Genomic DNA, 14,286 nt, shown 5'->3' on the forward strand with positions numbered 1-14,286 from the left:
CGGGCCGGCGCGGGAGCCGGGCCTGGGCGGGAGCCGGAGTTGGGACCGGGGCCGGAGCCGGGATCGGGGCCGGGGCCCGAAGCCGGGGCCCGAAGCCGGGGCCCGAGCCGGGGCCCGAGCCGAAGCCGGGGCCGAGGCCGGGGCCGGGGCCGAGGCCGAGGCCGGGGCCGAGGCCGAGGCCGGGACCGAGGCCGGGACCGGGGCCGGGACCGGGGCCGGGACCGAAGCCGGGACCGAAGCCGGGACCGAAGCCGGGACCGAAGCCGAGGCAGGTGCGGGGCAAGTAACCTGCGCCGATGACCGACTCGCCGACCGCCTCCGCGCCCGACTCCCCCCGTTTGCACCGCGCCCTCGGCGCCGTCGTCGGTTCCGCCGTCGGCGACGCCCTGGGCGCGCCCTTCGAGTTCGGCCCCGAGGGTGCCTTCTCCGCCCGTTTCCCGGAGCCGGGGCAGGGTGGCGAGATGTGCGGGGGCGGCGGCTGGGACCCGGGCGAGGCGACCGACGACACACAGATGGCGGTCCTGGTCGGCGAGTCGTTGCTGGAGTGCGGCGGGCTCGAACTCCCGGACGTCTTCCGGCGGTTCCGGCGGTGGGCGGCGTCGGACCCGAAGGACATCGGCCTGCAGACCGAGGCGGTGCTGGGCAGCGGCGACCCCTGGGACCTGGCAGCGGCACTGCACTTCCAGGTCAGTCAACGCGCCGCCGGAAACGGGGCGTTGATGCGCGCGGCCACCTCCGCCGTGTACTTCGCCCGGCACGGCCGCGACGCCACGATGGACGCCGCCCGCTGCCTCTCCGCCCTCACCCACGGGGACCGGGCGGCCTGGGAGGGCACCGCCGTCCTCCACGAGTTGATCCGCACCGCCCTGACCGGAGCCGACCCCCTCACCGCCCTCCCCGACACCCTCGCGGCACTCCACCCCGACCACCGCCCGCGCTACGCCACCGTCCTCGCCCCCGACTGGCACCCCGACCTGGCGACGGAGTTCAACGGAGCCGTGTGGCCCTGCCTCGGCTCGGCCGTCTGGGCGCTGCGGACGACCACCTCGTACGAGGACGCCGTACGCGCCGCGATCGACCTCGGCGGCGACACGGACACCGTCGCCGCGGTGACCGGCGCCCTCGCCGGCGCCGTGTACGGCATCACCGCGATCCCCGACCGCTGGACCACGCCCCTGCACGTACCACTGCCGGGATTCGGCGAACGCGTTCTGCGCACTCCGGAACTGACCGAACTGGCCGCCCGGTTGAGCACCTAGTGCCGCACTATCCCTCCTGCACTCCGCCCACGATCGGAGCCCATTCGCGGATCGACCGCACCTCGACCCCGGGTGTGTGGCGGTAGTACGGGTCGTCCCGCAGCACCTCCTCCAACCGCGGCCGGTCCACCGCGAACACCAGCAGCGCGCCCTGGTCGTCGGCCCACGGGCCCGCCGCGACCAACTCCCCCTCGGCATGAAGACGGGCAAGGACCGCGCGGTGCGCCGGGCGGGCGGCGAGGCGTTCGGGGGCGGGGGCGGGGGTGAAGGCGAGTTCGACGACGAGCATGGGTTCCCTTCCTCAGTTGCCGCGAACGGTTGCCGCGAACGGTTGCCGCGAGGCTAGGCTCCGCGCAGCGCTCCGGGCTGTATCGGCCGATACAGCCCGGCCGGGAAGGAGAAGGGACGTCAGACGTCATGAACGCACCCGGCCGTCGGCTCAGCGACGTACCCCTGCTCGCGACGCTCCCGGACGCCACCCTGAACGCCCTGTGGGACGCGTCGGTACCCCGCCGCTACGACACCGGCGACATCCTCCGGGCCCAGGGCACCCCCGCCGACCATCTGCTGATCCTGCTGGAGGGCCGTGCGGCCGCGACCGCCACCACGGCGGCAGGGCGCGTGGTGGGGTTCGGCACCTGGACCGGGCCCTGCGCGCTGGACAAGGTGGCGCTGCTCGACGGGGCGGGCCACACGGCGACGTTCACCGCGCTGACGCCGTGCGCCGTGCGGGCCGTACCGCGGGCACGGTTCACCGCGCTGCTCGACGACTCGGCGACGGTCCGCGCCCATGTGTTCCGTCTCCTGGCTACCCAGGCACGCGCCCAGCAGGACCGGCTGACGGCCACGGTCACGCTGCCGTGCGAGGCCAGACTCGCGGCCTGGCTCCTGGAGCGGACGGCGGCGGGCCGGCCCGTCACCGCCACCGTCTCCCTGCCAGGCGGCCAGCGCGAACTGGCCGACCTGCTGGGCGTCACCCGCGTCACCGTGAACCGGGCGTTGTCCCGGCTGCGTCGCGACGGCCTGGTCCGGTGGGCCGGGGACGGCCGGCTCGAGATCCTCGCCCCGGAACTCCTCGCCCTGCGCGCGGCCGCTCCCGAGTGACCAGATCCTCGGCTACATGGTGTTCAGATACTGCGGCTACACGTTGTTCAGATACGTCAGCACCGCCAGCACCCGGCGATGCCCGCTGTCGGACGGCGGCAGCCCCAGCTTCAGGAACACGTTCCCGATGTGCTTGTGAACCGCCCGTTCCGTCACCACCAGAGTCTTCGCGATCGTCGCGTTGTCGTGCCCCTCCGCCATCAGCTTCAGCACCTCACGCTCACGCGGAGTCAGCGAGTCGACCGGCGTGTCCCGGCGCCGCGTCAGCAACTCCGTCACCACCTCCGGATCCAGCGCCGTACCCCCGGCCGCCACCCGCTCCAGCGCATCGAGAAACTCATCCACCCGCCCGACCCGGTCCTTGAGCAGATAACCCACCCCACTGCTCCCACCACCCAACAACTCGGCGGCATACGACTCCTCGACATACTGCGACAACACCAGCACCGGCAACCCCGGCAACTCCTTCCGCGCAGCCAACGCCGCACGCAGACCCTCGTCACGGAACCCCGGCGGCATCCGCACATCCAGCACCGCCACGTCCGGCCGGTGCTCCAGCAGCGCGGGCAGGACCTCCGGCCCGGTGCCGACGACGGCCGCCACCTCGTGCCCGGCAGAGGTCAGCAACAGCACAAGGCCCTCGCGCAACAGGGCGTTGTCCTCGGCGATCACGAGTTTCATGGGGCCCATGGTCCTACGGGTCGGACGGGGCACACCCACCGACCCCGGGACTGACGACGCCGGGACCCGTAGCGAAGCGCCATCGACCCCACAGGTCACAACGCCTTGAGCGCCTCCGCGGTGGCCCGCGCCAGTGCGCCCAGGTACCCCTTCGGGAGCTTCGGACTGCGGATCACCACCGAGCGCCAGTACAGCGGCCCCGAGATCAGGTCCAGTGCCAGGTCCTCGTTCACGCCCTCCCGGACCTCCCCACGCTGCCGCGCCGCCGCCACGATCTTGCTCGCGACGCCCTCCTGCCCCTCCCGCAGGGCCTTCTGCATGGCCTCGGCGATCTCGGGGTTGCGGGCCGCCTCGGCCTGGAGGTCGGGGATGATCTGCGAGGCCACGGGGTGGCGCAGGGCGCGCGAGGTCACCTCGTACAGCAGCCGCAGGTCGCCCTCCAGGGAGCCGGTGTCCGGCACCGGCAGGCCCATCACGGCGATCGCCGAGACGACGTCGAGGACGAGGTGCAGCTTGGAGCGCCAGCGGCGGTACACCGCGGTCTTGCCGACGCCCGCCCGGCGCGCGATCCCCTCGATGGACATTCGCGCGTAGCCCACGGCCGCGAGCTCCTCGAAGACCGCGGCCCGGATGGCCTCCGTCACGTCCTCGCGGAGCACGGCCGCTCCGGCGGGGGCCCGGCGGCGCGGACGGGTCTTCGGCTCGTCGGCGTTCGTCGTCATGCGGACCAGCATAGGGCGTTACGACGAAACGGTTGCGTTCCGACGCCGATTCGGCCTACGCTCACGTTGCGACGATACGGTCCCGTCCCGACGTAAGAGAACGTGAAGAGAAGCGTAAGGAAACGCCGGGTGACGGACCCGCCGACCGCACGAGCACCACGCGTCACCCCACCCCCCGAGTGAAAGCAGCGGATGTGAGCCAGGTCCTCCACACACCGCCCCCGCCGACGGCGACCGCAGCCGCCGTCGTCGACGACGACCTCGCGGCGCTCGCCGCCCGCCACGGCCTCTCGGTCAGCGGTGCCCGCCCCTCCCTGCCGGAGTACGTCCGCCAGCTGTGGGCGCGGCGCCACTTCATCGCCGCCTTCTCGACCGCCAAGCTCACCGCGCAGTACAGCCAGGCGAAGCTGGGCCAGGTCTGGCAGGTGATGAACCCGCTACTGAACGCGGCGGTGTACTTCTTCATCTTCGGTGTGCTGCTGGGCACCAAGAAGGGCGTGCCGGACTACATCCCGTTCCTGGTGACGGGCGTGTTCATCTGGACGTTCACGCAGAGCTCGATCATGGCGGGCACCCGCGCCATCTCCGGCAACCTCGGCCTGGTCCGGGCGCTGTACTTCCCGCGGGCCGCGCTGCCGATCTCCTTCTGTCTGCAACAGCTCCAGCAACTGCTGTTCTCGATGGGCGCCCTGGTCGTGATCCTGCTCGTCTTCGGCGTGCCGGTCTCCGCGTCCTGGCTGCTGGCGGTCCCGGCGCTGGTACTGCAGTTCACCTTCAACGCCGGCGTCTCGATGATCATGGCCCGGCTCGGCGCCAAGACCCCGGACATCGCACAGCTGATGCCGTTCGTCCTGCGCACGTGGATGTACATCTCGGGCGTGATGTGGAGCATCGACCACCTGCTCAGCAAGCACAACGACCTGCCGTCCTGGGTCGCGCCCACCCTCCAGGCCAACCCCGCGGCCGTCTACATCGACCTGATGCGCTTCGCCCTGATCGACACCTTCCACTCCAGCCAGCTGCCGCACCACGTGTGGCTGATCGCGACCGGCTGGGCCCTGCTCGCCGGAGTCGGCGGCTTCATCTACTTCTGGAAGGCTGAGGAGACCTACGGCCGTGGCTGAGAACCCCGAGAACCCCGAGAACGCCGAGAACATCTACGCCGGCGACAAGATCCCCACCGTTGTCGTCGACGGCGTCGACATCGTCTACCGGGTCAACGGCACCGGCGCGGGCCGCGGCTCCGCGACCGCCGCCCTCAACCGCATGCTGCGCCGCAAGAAGGCGGAGAAGGCGGCCGGTGTACGCACGGTGCACGCCGTCAAGAACGTGTCCTTCGTCGCGTACCGGGGCGAGGCCATCGGCCTGATCGGCACCAACGGCTCCGGCAAGTCGACGCTGCTCAAGGCGGTCGCCGGCCTGCTCCCCGTGGAGAACGGCCGGATCCACACCGACGGCCAGCCCTCCCTGCTCGGCGTGAACGCGGCCCTGATGAACGACCTGACCGGCGAGCGCAACGTCTACCTCGGCGGCCTCGCCATGGGCATGTCCCGCGAGCAGGTCAAGGAGCGCTACGAGGAGATCGTCGACTTCTCCGGCATCAACGAGAAGGGCGACTTCATCACCCTCCCGATGCGGACGTACTCCTCCGGCATGGCCGCCCGCCTGCGCTTCTCCATCGCCGCCGCCAAGGACCACGACGTCCTGCTCATCGACGAGGCGCTGGCGACCGGCGACCGCTCCTTCCAGAAGCGCTCCGAGGCCCGCATCCGTGAGCTGCGCAAGCACGCGGGCACGGTGTTCCTGGTCAGCCACAGCAACAAGTCGATCCGCGACACCTGTGACCGCGTGCTCTGGCTGGAGCGCGGCGAGCTGCGCATGGACGGACCGACGGAGGAGGTGCTGGAGGCGTACGAGGCGTTCACCGGCGGTCCCGACAAGGCGAAGGCCAAGCCGAAGCCGCAGCCGCAGCCGCAGCCGCAGGTCGCGGTTCCCTCCTGAACTCCGGGCATGAGGGCGCCCCGAGCCATTCCGGCCCGGGGCGCCCTCATCCCCGTATGCCTTACGTATGCGTCATGCCTTACGTATGCGTCATGCCTTACGTATGCGTCATGCCTTACGCATGCGTCCGCAGCAGCGTCCGCATCGTCCGCATCGCCACGGACAGGTTGGCCAGGTCGAACGTCTCCGAGCCCTGGATCTCGTCCAGGGTCGTGCGCGCCCGGCTCAGGATCGGCGCGTTCTTCTCCTCCCAGGCCTTGAAGCGCTGCTCGGGAGTCGAGGTGCCGTTGCCCACCGCGAGGACGTCGGCGGTCAGCGCCGCGTGGGCCGCGTAGAGGTCCTCGCGGATGGAGGCGCGGGCCATGGACTGCCAGCGGTCGGCACGGGGCAGCTCGATGATGCGGTCCATGAGCTGGGTGATGTGGAGGCGGTCGGCGAGGTCGTAGTAGACCTCGGCGACGTCCATCGGGTCCCGGCCCATCCGGTCGCCCACCGACACGATGTCGAGCGTCGGGAAGGCGGAGGAGAAACCGGCCACGCGCGTGGCGACCTCGTCCGGCACGCCGGCGCCCGTCAGCTCGTCGTAGATCTTCTGGTACCACTCCGAGTCCGCACCCCGCAGCAGCTTCGGCAGCTGCGACCACACCTGCTCGACCCGGTCGCCGAAGAAGTCGACGGTCTCGGCGAGCTGCAGCGGCTGCGGCCGGTTGTTGAGCAGCCAGCGCGTACCGCGCTCGACCAGGCGCCGCGAGTGCAACCGGATCCGGGTCTGGACGACGGCCTCGACCTTGTTGTCGAGCGCCTCCACCGCGTCCCACACGACACCGGAGCGGAAGATCGCGCGGGCCGCGGTCTGCGCCCGCACGATCTCCTCCAGCGAGGCGCCGGTCTCCTCGCGCAGCCGGTGCAGATAGGTCGTACCACCGGTGTTGACCGTGTCGTTGACCAGCACGGTCGTGGTGATCTCGCGGTGCAGCGGGTGGCCGTCGATGCGGTCCCCGAACTGCTCGCGCAGCGCGGCCGGGAAGTACGTGTGCAGCAGACCGCGCAGGTACGGGTCGTCCGGCAGCGAGGTGTGCAGCAGCTCCTCGGCGACCGTGATCTTCGTGTACGCCAGCAGGACGGCCGTCTCCGGGCCGGTCAACCCCTGTGCAGCGCCGAGGCGTTCGCGGATCTGGCGGTCGGTGGGCAGGAACTCCAGGGCCCGGTCCAGCAGGCCCTCGCGCACCAGGTGGCGCAGGTACCGCTGCTGGGCGTGGAGCATGTCCTTGGACTGGGCGAGCGCGTTGGCGATGGCCGTGTTCTGCGCGTAGTTGTTGCGCAGCACCAGGTGGCCGACCTCGTCGGTCATCTCGGCGAGCAGCTTGTTGCGCTGCTTGACGGTCATGTCGCCGTCCGCGACCAGGCCGTTGAGCAGGATCTTGATGTTCACCTCGTGGTCGGAGGTGTCCACGCCCGCGCTGTTGTCGATGGCATCAGTGTTGATCTTGCCGCCGTGCAGCGCGAACTCGATCCGGCCCAGCTGGGTCAGGCCCAGGTTGCCGCCCTCGCCGACGACCCTGACGCGCAGGTCGGCGCCGTCGACGCGGATCTGGTCGTTGGCCTTGTCGCCGACGTCCGCGTGCGTCTCGGTGCTCGCCTTCACGTACGTCCCGATGCCGCCGTTCCACAGCAGGTCCACCGGCGCCTTGAGGATCGCCTTCATCAGGTCGGCCGGGGTCATCTTGGCGACCTTGCCCTCGATGCCCAGGGCCTCACGGATGTGCGCGTTGACCGGGATCGCCTTGGCGGTACGGGGGAACACGCCGCCACCGGCGGAGATGAGCGCGGTGTCGTAGTCGGCCCAGCTGGAGCGGGACAGCTCGAAGACGCGGCGGCGCTCGGCGTACGAGGTGGCCGCGTCGGGATTCGGGTCGATGAAGATGTGCCGGTGGTCGAAGGCGGCGACCAGGCGGATGTGCTCACTGAGCAGCATGCCGTTGCCGAACACGTCACCGGACATGTCGCCGATGCCGACGACCGTGAAGTCCTCGGCCTGCGTGTTCACGCCCAGCTCGCGGAAGTGCCGCTTGACGGACTCCCAGGCGCCGCGCGCGGTGATGCCCATGCCCTTGTGGTCGTACCCGGCGGAGCCGCCGGAGGCGAAGGCGTCGCCGAGCCAGAAGTTGTAGTTCTCGGCGACCCCGTTGGCGATGTCCGAGAAGGTCGCGGTGCCCTTGTCGGCGGCGACGACGAGATAGGTGTCGTCCTCGTCGTGCCGGACGACGTCGGCGGGCGGGACCACTTCGCCGGCGACCATGTTGTCGGTGATGTCGAGCAGCGCCGAGATGAAGGTCTTGTAGCTGCGGATGCCCTCCGCCAGCCACGCGTCCCGGTCGACGGACGGGTCGGGCAGCTGCTTGGCGACGAAGCCGCCCTTGGCGCCGACCGGCACGATGACGGTGTTCTTCACCATCTGCGCCTTCACCAGGCCGAGGATCTCGGTGCGGAAGTCCTCACGCCGGTCGGACCAGCGCAGCCCGCCTCGCGCGACCTTCCCGAACCGCAGGTGCACGCCCTCCACCCGAGGCGAGTACACCCAGATCTCGAACGCCGGGCGCGGCGCCGGCAGATCGGGGATCATCTGCGGGTCGAACTTCATGGAGATGTAGTCGTGCGGCTTGCCGCCCGCCGCCTCCTGGAAGAAGTTCGTCCTGAGGGTCGCCTTGATGACGGTCAGGAAGGACCGCAGGATCCGGTCCTCGTCGAGAGAGGCGACCTGGTCGAGCGCCGCGTCGAGTTCTTCGAGGAGCGCGTCGACGAGCTCGTGCCCGGCACGCTGCCGGTCCGGCGACATCCGCGCCTCGAACAGCGACACCAGCAGCCGGGTGGTGTGAACGTTGTGGCGGAGGGTGTCCTCCATGTAGTCCTGGCTGAACGTCGAGCCCGCCTGCCGCAGGTACTTCGCGTACGCCCGCAGCACCATCGCCTGCCGCCAGTGCAGCCCGGCACTCAGCACGAGGGCGTTGAACCCGTCGTTCTCCGCCTGGCCGGTCCAGGTCGCGGCGAAGGCGTCCTGGAACCGCTCGCGCCCGTCGTCGCCGAGGTAGTCGCCGCTCCCGCCCTTCGGCTGGGGCATGCGCAGCCCGAAGTCGTAGATCCAGGCCACACTCCGGTCCGAGCAGCGCAGTTCGTACGGCCGCTCGTCCATCACCTCGACACCGAGCCGGTTGAGCACCGGCAGCACGGCCGACAGGGTGATGGACTCGCCCTTGCGGTAGATCTTGAACCTGCGCTCCTCGGGGGCGGCGCCCACGGGCTCGTACAGGCTGAGCTCGAAGCTCTTCTCCTCGGTGAGCTCTTCGATGTGCGCGAGGTCGGCGACCGCGGAGCGCGGGGTGTGGTCGGCCTTGTAGCCCTCGGGGATGGCGTTGCCGTAGCGGCGCAGCAGCTCGGCGGCGCGCTCCTCGCCGAACTCGGCGTTCAGCGCCTCGCCGAAACCGTCGGCCCACGACCGCGCGGCCTCCACCAGCCGCGCCTCGATGCGCTCCTTGTCGGCGTCGGACAGCTGCGGCAGCTCGGTGCCCTGCGGGACCCGGACGACGAAGTGCAGCCGGGAGAGGATCGACTCGGTGTTCCAGGCGGTGAAGTCGACGCTGGTACCGCCGAGTTCCTCCTTGAGGATGTCGATGATCCGCAGCCGTACGCCGGTGGTGTACCGGTCGCGGGGCAGGTAGACGAGGGCGGAGTAGTAGCGCCCGTACTCGTCCTGGCGCAGGTAGAGCCTGAGCCGGCGCCGCTCCTGGAGGTAGAGCACGGACGTGACGATGGCCTGCAACTCGTCCGGCGGGGTCTGGAAGAGCTCGTCCCGCGGATAGGTCTCCAGGATCTGCAGCAGATCCCGCCCGTCATGACTGTTGGGCGAGAACCCAGCCCGCTCCAGCACCTCTTCGACCTTGCGCCGGATGACGGGCACCCGCCGCACGGACTCGGTGTAGGCGGCGGACGAGAACAGCCCGAGGAACCGCCGCTCCCCCACCACGTTCCCGTCGGCGTCGAACTTCTTGACGCCGATGTAGTCGAGATACGACGGCCGGTGCACGGTCGACCGGCTGTTCGCCTTGGTCAGCACGAGGAGCTTGTGCTCGCGCGCCTTGGCCCGGGCGTCGGCGGGCAGCCGCTCGAAGGAGGGACTGACGGGGTGGCTGTCCCCTTCGGCGTGATGAGGATCGGACCGCAGAATCCCCAGCCCGGTGCCGGGGACGGCCGCGAGGGAGTCGTCCTCCCGCAGCTGGTACTCCCGGTACCCGAGGAAGGTGAAGTGATCGGCGGCGAGCCAGCGCAGCAGCTCCCGCGCCTCCTCGATCTCCTGCTCGCGCAGGTCGGACGCGACGGGCTCCTTGGGCAGTTCGTCGGCCATGCGCAGCGCCGCGTCCCGCATCTTCTCCCAGTCCTCGACGGCCTCACGGGCGTCGGACAGGACACGCAGCAGGTCGGCGGTGATCTGCTTCAGGTCGCCGCGGTCGGTCTCGCGGTCGATCTCGACATGGATCCAGGACTCGGTGTGCCCGTCGTGCGGCAGTTCGCCGGTGACCGGGGTGGTGATCACCTCGATGAGCTTGCCGGTGACGTCACGCCGCACGATGACCTGCGGATGAATGACGACGTGGATCCCACGCCCCTGCCGGGTCAGCTCATTGGTGACGGAGTCGACAAGGAAGGGCATGTCATCGGTGACCACCTCGACAACCGAATGACTGCACGTCCACCCGTTCTCCTCCACGGTGGGCGTGTGGACCCGCACGTTGGCCGTGCCCTGCGGGCGGTTCTCGGCCAGCCGGTAGTGCGAGAGTGCGGCGCCGAAGACGTCGACCGGGTCGCGGTCGGCGAGGTCCTCCGGGGCGGTGTGCAGGTAGTAGCGCTGGAGGAACGCGAGCAGGGTGTCCCGGTCGGGTGTGCTCTGGTCCGTCGTCCCAGTCGGTAGGTGCCCCCCGACCGGGCTGTTCTCAGCTACCCGGGCGGCCCTCTCGAGCAGCTCGGCCTTGGCTTCGTCCAGCTTGGTCTGCATTGTCCTCTGGCTCCTGTCGCGCGCCGTTGCGTGACGTAGGTGGAAGTACGGTCTCTTCCCCTGTGACGTAACGCCGCGACGCGGGGTCTCCGGTCTGATCCGACGCTATGCCGCAAGGTGAGATGAGCGGGGGGTTATCAGCCATTCTCGACACGCCGGAAGGGTGTGACGCTGCTCTCTGCGGCGGCACATGTTTCCGGCGTGTGTACGGCGTCCCGGAGGCCCCTGGGCCCCCGTCCCACCCGCGAAGACCAGCGACCGCCGCCCGGTCACGGAGGTACTCCGTGCTCCCCGGGCGCAAGGCAGGGGCGACGATGCCCCCGCGAACTATCGCGCTGATCACGCCACCAGGCTATCGCTCCTTCCAGGGGGCCCGTCATGAGCCGTATGTGTACAAAACCAGGGTCAGAACTTTGACGTTCTGCACAGGACCACGAACAGCCGTCTCATGCGGGGTACGGCATCCCGCCGGGCGGGAGGGCGATGGTCGCCGCCCGGGGCGCGGGGTTGGGGCGCTGCGGAGGTGCAGGGGCCGCAGTCTCCCGCCGGGGTGCAGGGGCCGCAGTCTCCCGCCGGGGTGCAGGGCCGCAGTCCCCCGCCGGAGTCCAGGAGCGCGAAACCCCGCGGGGGTGCAGGGGCCGCATTCCCCGCCAGGGTCCAGGGACGAAACCCCGCGGGGGACGCAGGGCACACAGTCCTCGCCGGGGCGCCGGAACGCAGTCCCCGCCAGGGTCCAGGGGCGGAGCCCCGCCGGGGCGCAGGGGCGGAGCCCCGCAAGGAACGCAGGCCACACGGTCCTCGCCGGGGCGCCGGGGCGCCGGGACGCAGTCCCCGCCAAGGTCCAGGAGCGCGCAGCCCCGCGTGGGGTGCAGGGGACGCAGTCCCCGCCGAGGTCCAGGGGCGGAGCCCCTGGCGGGGTCGAAGGGGCGGAGCCCCTGGGGATGGGACGGGTAGGGGCGGCGGGGGCGAGAACACCCCGGCGACACCCCCAGGCGGCAACCACAACCCAGGGCCGACCACCCCCGGACCCCAGCTCACCGCAGCGTCACGCAGCCAACCGCTCCGCCTCCACCACAGCCTCCTCCAACGAATCCACCACCGGCACCCCCACCACCTCAAGGCTCGCCCGCCCATGCGACCCCCCGGTGTACAGCACGGCCCGCGCCCCCACATGCAGCGCCGCCACCGCATCATCGGCAGCATCCCCGATCACCACCGTACGACCCGGATTCACCCCCACCAGCGCCCCAAGATGCCGCACCATGTGCTCCGCCTTGCTCCCCCCGGACGGCCCGACCCGCCCGTCGACCCGCAAGAAGTGCGCCTCGATACCGAACCCCCGCACCAACGGCACCAGCTCGTCATGCACATACATGCTGAGAATCGACTGACTCCGCCCCGCCGATCCCCAGCCGGCAAGCAAGTCCACCGCCCCCGCAGTCAACCCGCACCTCACCCGATGCTCGGCGTAGTACCGATGAAAGGTCTCATCCATGACCTCCCACTCCGCATCGGTCGGCAACCGCCCCATCAACCGCTCATAGAACTTCGGCACCGGCACGCAGTACAACGCCCGGTACTGCTCCATCGTGATCGGCGCCAGCCCCAACTCCGCGAACGCCGCGTTCGTCGCCCCGATGATCGCGTCGTTGTCATGGAACAGCGTCCCGTTCCAGTCCCAGACAATGTGCGCGCCCGTCTGCTTCCCCATGCCCAAAACGTACCCGCCCCCACTGACAATCAAGAGACGAGCAGGTCACCACAGCGCCAGTCCCCGGCTCCCCCGCCGCGGAGCCATCCTCAGCTCCCCTCAGCCCCCAGCCCCACCAGGTTCGGAATCTCCTGCGTGGCGAACCACAGCAGCTCATGATCCTCGGCCCCGTCCACAACGAACTGCGCGTCGTCGTCCCCACCGTCCGCCGCCGCCAGCGCCCCGGCCGCCGCGGCCACATCCGCCTCCGCGTCAGGCGCATCGACATGCACGGACGCCGCCTTGGCCAACGACACGCCCCCGGCAACCCGCACCTCACCGAGCGCCGCAGGATCAAGCGCCCGGTCGGGATCAGAGGTCGCCGTACCGTCGGGCACATCCACCGCGACCACAACCCGCCACCGCACCGCCCCCGCATCCGCCGCCAGCAACCGCAGTGACCCCAGCGCGGCCCGGTTCAGCGCGGCGTACTCCAGTTCCTCGATGTCGTCGGACAGGTACCACTCACGCAACGCCGGCGTGACCGCGTAGGCGACGAACGGCCCGCTCCCCAACTCCCCCGTCTTGTACGCCTCGGCGAGCCCGGGAAGAGTCAGGGGGACGTAGACACGCATGGCTCGCCGCTTTCGTGGTCGGAGGCTCCTCGGGTCCTCTCGGAGGGGCGTTCGCACCTCCCGGAGGGCCTCCAGGATACGTGCGTGGGGTCCCCTTTCGAGTCCCTGCCCACCCCCCTGAAGTCGTCCACCCGGCGCCCCGGAACTCACCCGGTACACCCCCGCCAAGTCGGGCTTTCCGCACCCCCCGACCACTCTGATAGGTGAACATTCCGGCCGCCCCGGCGAGGACCCCCGCCGCCTTGCCGCCGCGGCCCACCACCCCGTACAAGATCCTCAACCACGAAGTTACTGCCCGGTACCACCCGGGCCGATCGAGCGGGGACACCGATGAACAAGGTCATGACGAGGGCGAACCACCACCCCGGCGCCCGCCCGCCGGGCCGCCGCGACCCGCGCCGCCCCGGCGGCACACCACCCCGCACGCCCGGCGGCGGCACGCCCCGCACGACCACACCCGAAGGCCGCCCGCCAGGCTCACCGGCCACCACCGCACCCCCCACCCGCACCAGCCCGCCCGACAACCGCCCCCCGGCCCCTGGCAGGACCGCAGGAAGGCCCACCACGGCCCCACACACCCAAGCGACCTCCCCTACCTCCCCCAGTGCCCTCAGCACCCGCACAGGCACCCCCACAAGGCCCTCCGCCCCCAGGCCCGGCACAACCACGACCACCAGCCCCACCACACCGCCACGCCCAGCCACAGCCGCCCGACCGACCCCGGCCGCCCTCATCCCCCAGCCTCGCCCCACCGACCTCTTCGCCGACCGCCTCCTCGCCGTCCTCAGCGGCCGCCGCCCCGTCCACTGGATGCTCCGGTACACCGCGGGCCGCGCCTACGACGAACTCGCCTGGCTCGCCGAACGCGGCCCCCTGCGCACCACGCGCGGCACCCTCCCCGTCGTCCGCGACATCGGCTACTTCGAACCCCGCCCCGGCGCCATCGAGGCCTTCGCCCGCATCGGGGCCGGCGACCGGCTGCGCGCGATGGCTTTCCGCCTGGAACAGGGCCGGGACCTGCGCTGGCGCTGCACGGCCGTGGAAGTGGGCGGCCCACGCAGGCCGAGCACGGACGATTCCTAATCGGGATGTCAAGCCGTGAGGGTGACGGGCGGTGTGGGCTGGTAGCACCGTCCGTCACGCAGGA

General features: G+C 70.9%; 11 protein-coding genes. 5 read left to right on the forward strand and 6 right to left on the reverse strand.

The features are described from left to right. The first annotated feature begins 296 nt into the window (after nt 1-296). Entirely contained in the window at nt 297-1,259 is a 963-nt protein-coding gene (locus AC5P09_RS12125; protein ID WP_493873856.1) for an ADP-ribosylglycohydrolase family protein, read from the forward strand. A gap of 7 nt (nt 1,260-1,266) precedes the next feature. On the opposite strand, the gene AC5P09_RS12130 is transcribed toward AC5P09_RS12125, so the two are convergent. Continuing rightward, a complete protein-coding gene (locus tag AC5P09_RS12130; RefSeq protein ID WP_493873857.1) occupies nt 1,267-1,548 on the reverse strand; it encodes a YciI family protein in 282 nt (93 codons plus the stop codon). Nucleotides 1,549-1,676: 128 nt separating this feature from the next. Here AC5P09_RS12130 and AC5P09_RS12135 point away from each other — a divergent pair, with 128 nt between their 5' ends. Beyond that, the gene (locus AC5P09_RS12135) at nt 1,677-2,363 is read left to right on the forward strand and encodes a Crp/Fnr family transcriptional regulator (protein WP_493873858.1); all 687 of its coding nucleotides are present in this window, start codon (nt 1,677-1,679) and stop codon (nt 2,361-2,363) included. Between the two features lie 36 nt (nt 2,364-2,399). Here AC5P09_RS12135 and AC5P09_RS12140 read toward each other — a convergent pair whose 3' ends face one another. Together AC5P09_RS12140 and AC5P09_RS12145 are read right to left on the reverse strand one after the other, a co-directional pair. Continuing rightward, nucleotides 2,400-3,044, reverse strand: a complete 645-nt coding sequence (locus tag AC5P09_RS12140; RefSeq protein ID WP_493873859.1) for a LuxR C-terminal-related transcriptional regulator — start codon at nt 3,042-3,044, stop codon at nt 2,400-2,402. Nucleotides 3,045-3,139: 95 nt separating this feature from the next. Further along, nucleotides 3,140-3,766: a TetR/AcrR family transcriptional regulator gene (locus tag AC5P09_RS12145; RefSeq protein ID WP_493873860.1), complete on the reverse strand. Its 627-nt coding sequence runs from the start codon at nt 3,764-3,766 to the stop codon at nt 3,140-3,142. Nucleotides 3,767-3,960: 194 nt separating this feature from the next. Here AC5P09_RS12145 and AC5P09_RS12150 point away from each other — a divergent pair, with 194 nt between their 5' ends. Together AC5P09_RS12150 and AC5P09_RS12155 are read left to right on the forward strand one after the other, a co-directional pair. Next, complete coding sequence (locus AC5P09_RS12150) at nt 3,961-4,890, forward strand: ABC transporter permease (protein ID WP_493873861.1); 930 nt, start codon at nt 3,961-3,963, stop codon at nt 4,888-4,890. Continuing rightward, complete coding sequence (locus AC5P09_RS12155; RefSeq protein WP_493873862.1) at nt 4,883-5,767, forward strand: ABC transporter ATP-binding protein; 885 nt, start codon at nt 4,883-4,885, stop codon at nt 5,765-5,767. Before AC5P09_RS12150 ends, AC5P09_RS12155 begins: the two co-directional genes overlap by 8 nt. 115 nt (nt 5,768-5,882) lie before the next feature. Here the strand turns inward: AC5P09_RS12155 and AC5P09_RS12160 are convergent, their stop codons facing one another. The 3 genes from AC5P09_RS12160 to AC5P09_RS12170 all read right to left on the reverse strand — a co-directional run bounded on the left by AC5P09_RS12160 (nt 5,883) and on the right by AC5P09_RS12170 (nt 13,139). After that, nucleotides 5,883-10,814, reverse strand: a complete 4,932-nt coding sequence (locus AC5P09_RS12160; RefSeq protein WP_493873863.1) for an NAD-glutamate dehydrogenase — start codon at nt 10,812-10,814, stop codon at nt 5,883-5,885. Between the two features lie 1,045 nt (nt 10,815-11,859). Next, nucleotides 11,860-12,525: an HAD family hydrolase gene (locus tag AC5P09_RS12165; RefSeq protein WP_493873864.1), complete on the reverse strand. Its 666-nt coding sequence runs from the start codon at nt 12,523-12,525 to the stop codon at nt 11,860-11,862. An 89-nt stretch (nt 12,526-12,614) separates the two neighbouring features. Next, complete coding sequence (locus AC5P09_RS12170; protein ID WP_493873865.1) at nt 12,615-13,139, reverse strand: DUF6912 family protein; 525 nt, start codon at nt 13,137-13,139, stop codon at nt 12,615-12,617. A 330-nt stretch (nt 13,140-13,469) separates the two neighbouring features. Here AC5P09_RS12170 and AC5P09_RS12175 point away from each other — a divergent pair, with 330 nt between their 5' ends. Continuing rightward, the gene (locus AC5P09_RS12175; RefSeq protein WP_493873866.1) at nt 13,470-14,222 is read left to right on the forward strand and encodes an Rv3235 family protein; all 753 of its coding nucleotides are present in this window, start codon (nt 13,470-13,472) and stop codon (nt 14,220-14,222) included. Nucleotides 14,223-14,286 lie beyond the last annotated feature (64 nt).

The organism is Streptomyces sp. a15, assembly GCF_059026085.1.

Coding starts and splice junctions, on each gene's coding strand:
- AC5P09_RS12130 (WP_493873857.1), bottom strand. CDS start 1,548: ATGCTCGTCGTCGAACTCGCCTTCACCCCCGCCCCCGCCCCCGAACGC.
- AC5P09_RS12145 (WP_493873860.1), bottom strand. CDS start 3,766: ATGACGACGAACGCCGACGAGCCGAAGACCCGTCCGCGCCGCCGGGCC.
- AC5P09_RS12135 (WP_493873858.1), top strand. CDS start 1,677: ATGAACGCACCCGGCCGTCGGCTCAGCGACGTACCCCTGCTCGCGACG.
- AC5P09_RS12160 (WP_493873863.1), bottom strand. CDS start 10,814: ATGCAGACCAAGCTGGACGAAGCCAAGGCCGAGCTGCTCGAGAGGGCC.
- AC5P09_RS12165 (WP_493873864.1), bottom strand. CDS start 12,525: ATGGGGAAGCAGACGGGCGCGCACATTGTCTGGGACTGGAACGGGACG.
- AC5P09_RS12175 (WP_493873866.1), top strand. CDS start 13,470: ATGAACAAGGTCATGACGAGGGCGAACCACCACCCCGGCGCCCGCCCG.
- AC5P09_RS12170 (WP_493873865.1), bottom strand. CDS start 13,139: ATGCGTGTCTACGTCCCCCTGACTCTTCCCGGGCTCGCCGAGGCGTAC.
- AC5P09_RS12140 (WP_493873859.1), bottom strand. CDS start 3,044: ATGAAACTCGTGATCGCCGAGGACAACGCCCTGTTGCGCGAGGGCCTT.
- AC5P09_RS12125 (WP_493873856.1), top strand. CDS start 297: ATGACCGACTCGCCGACCGCCTCCGCGCCCGACTCCCCCCGTTTGCAC.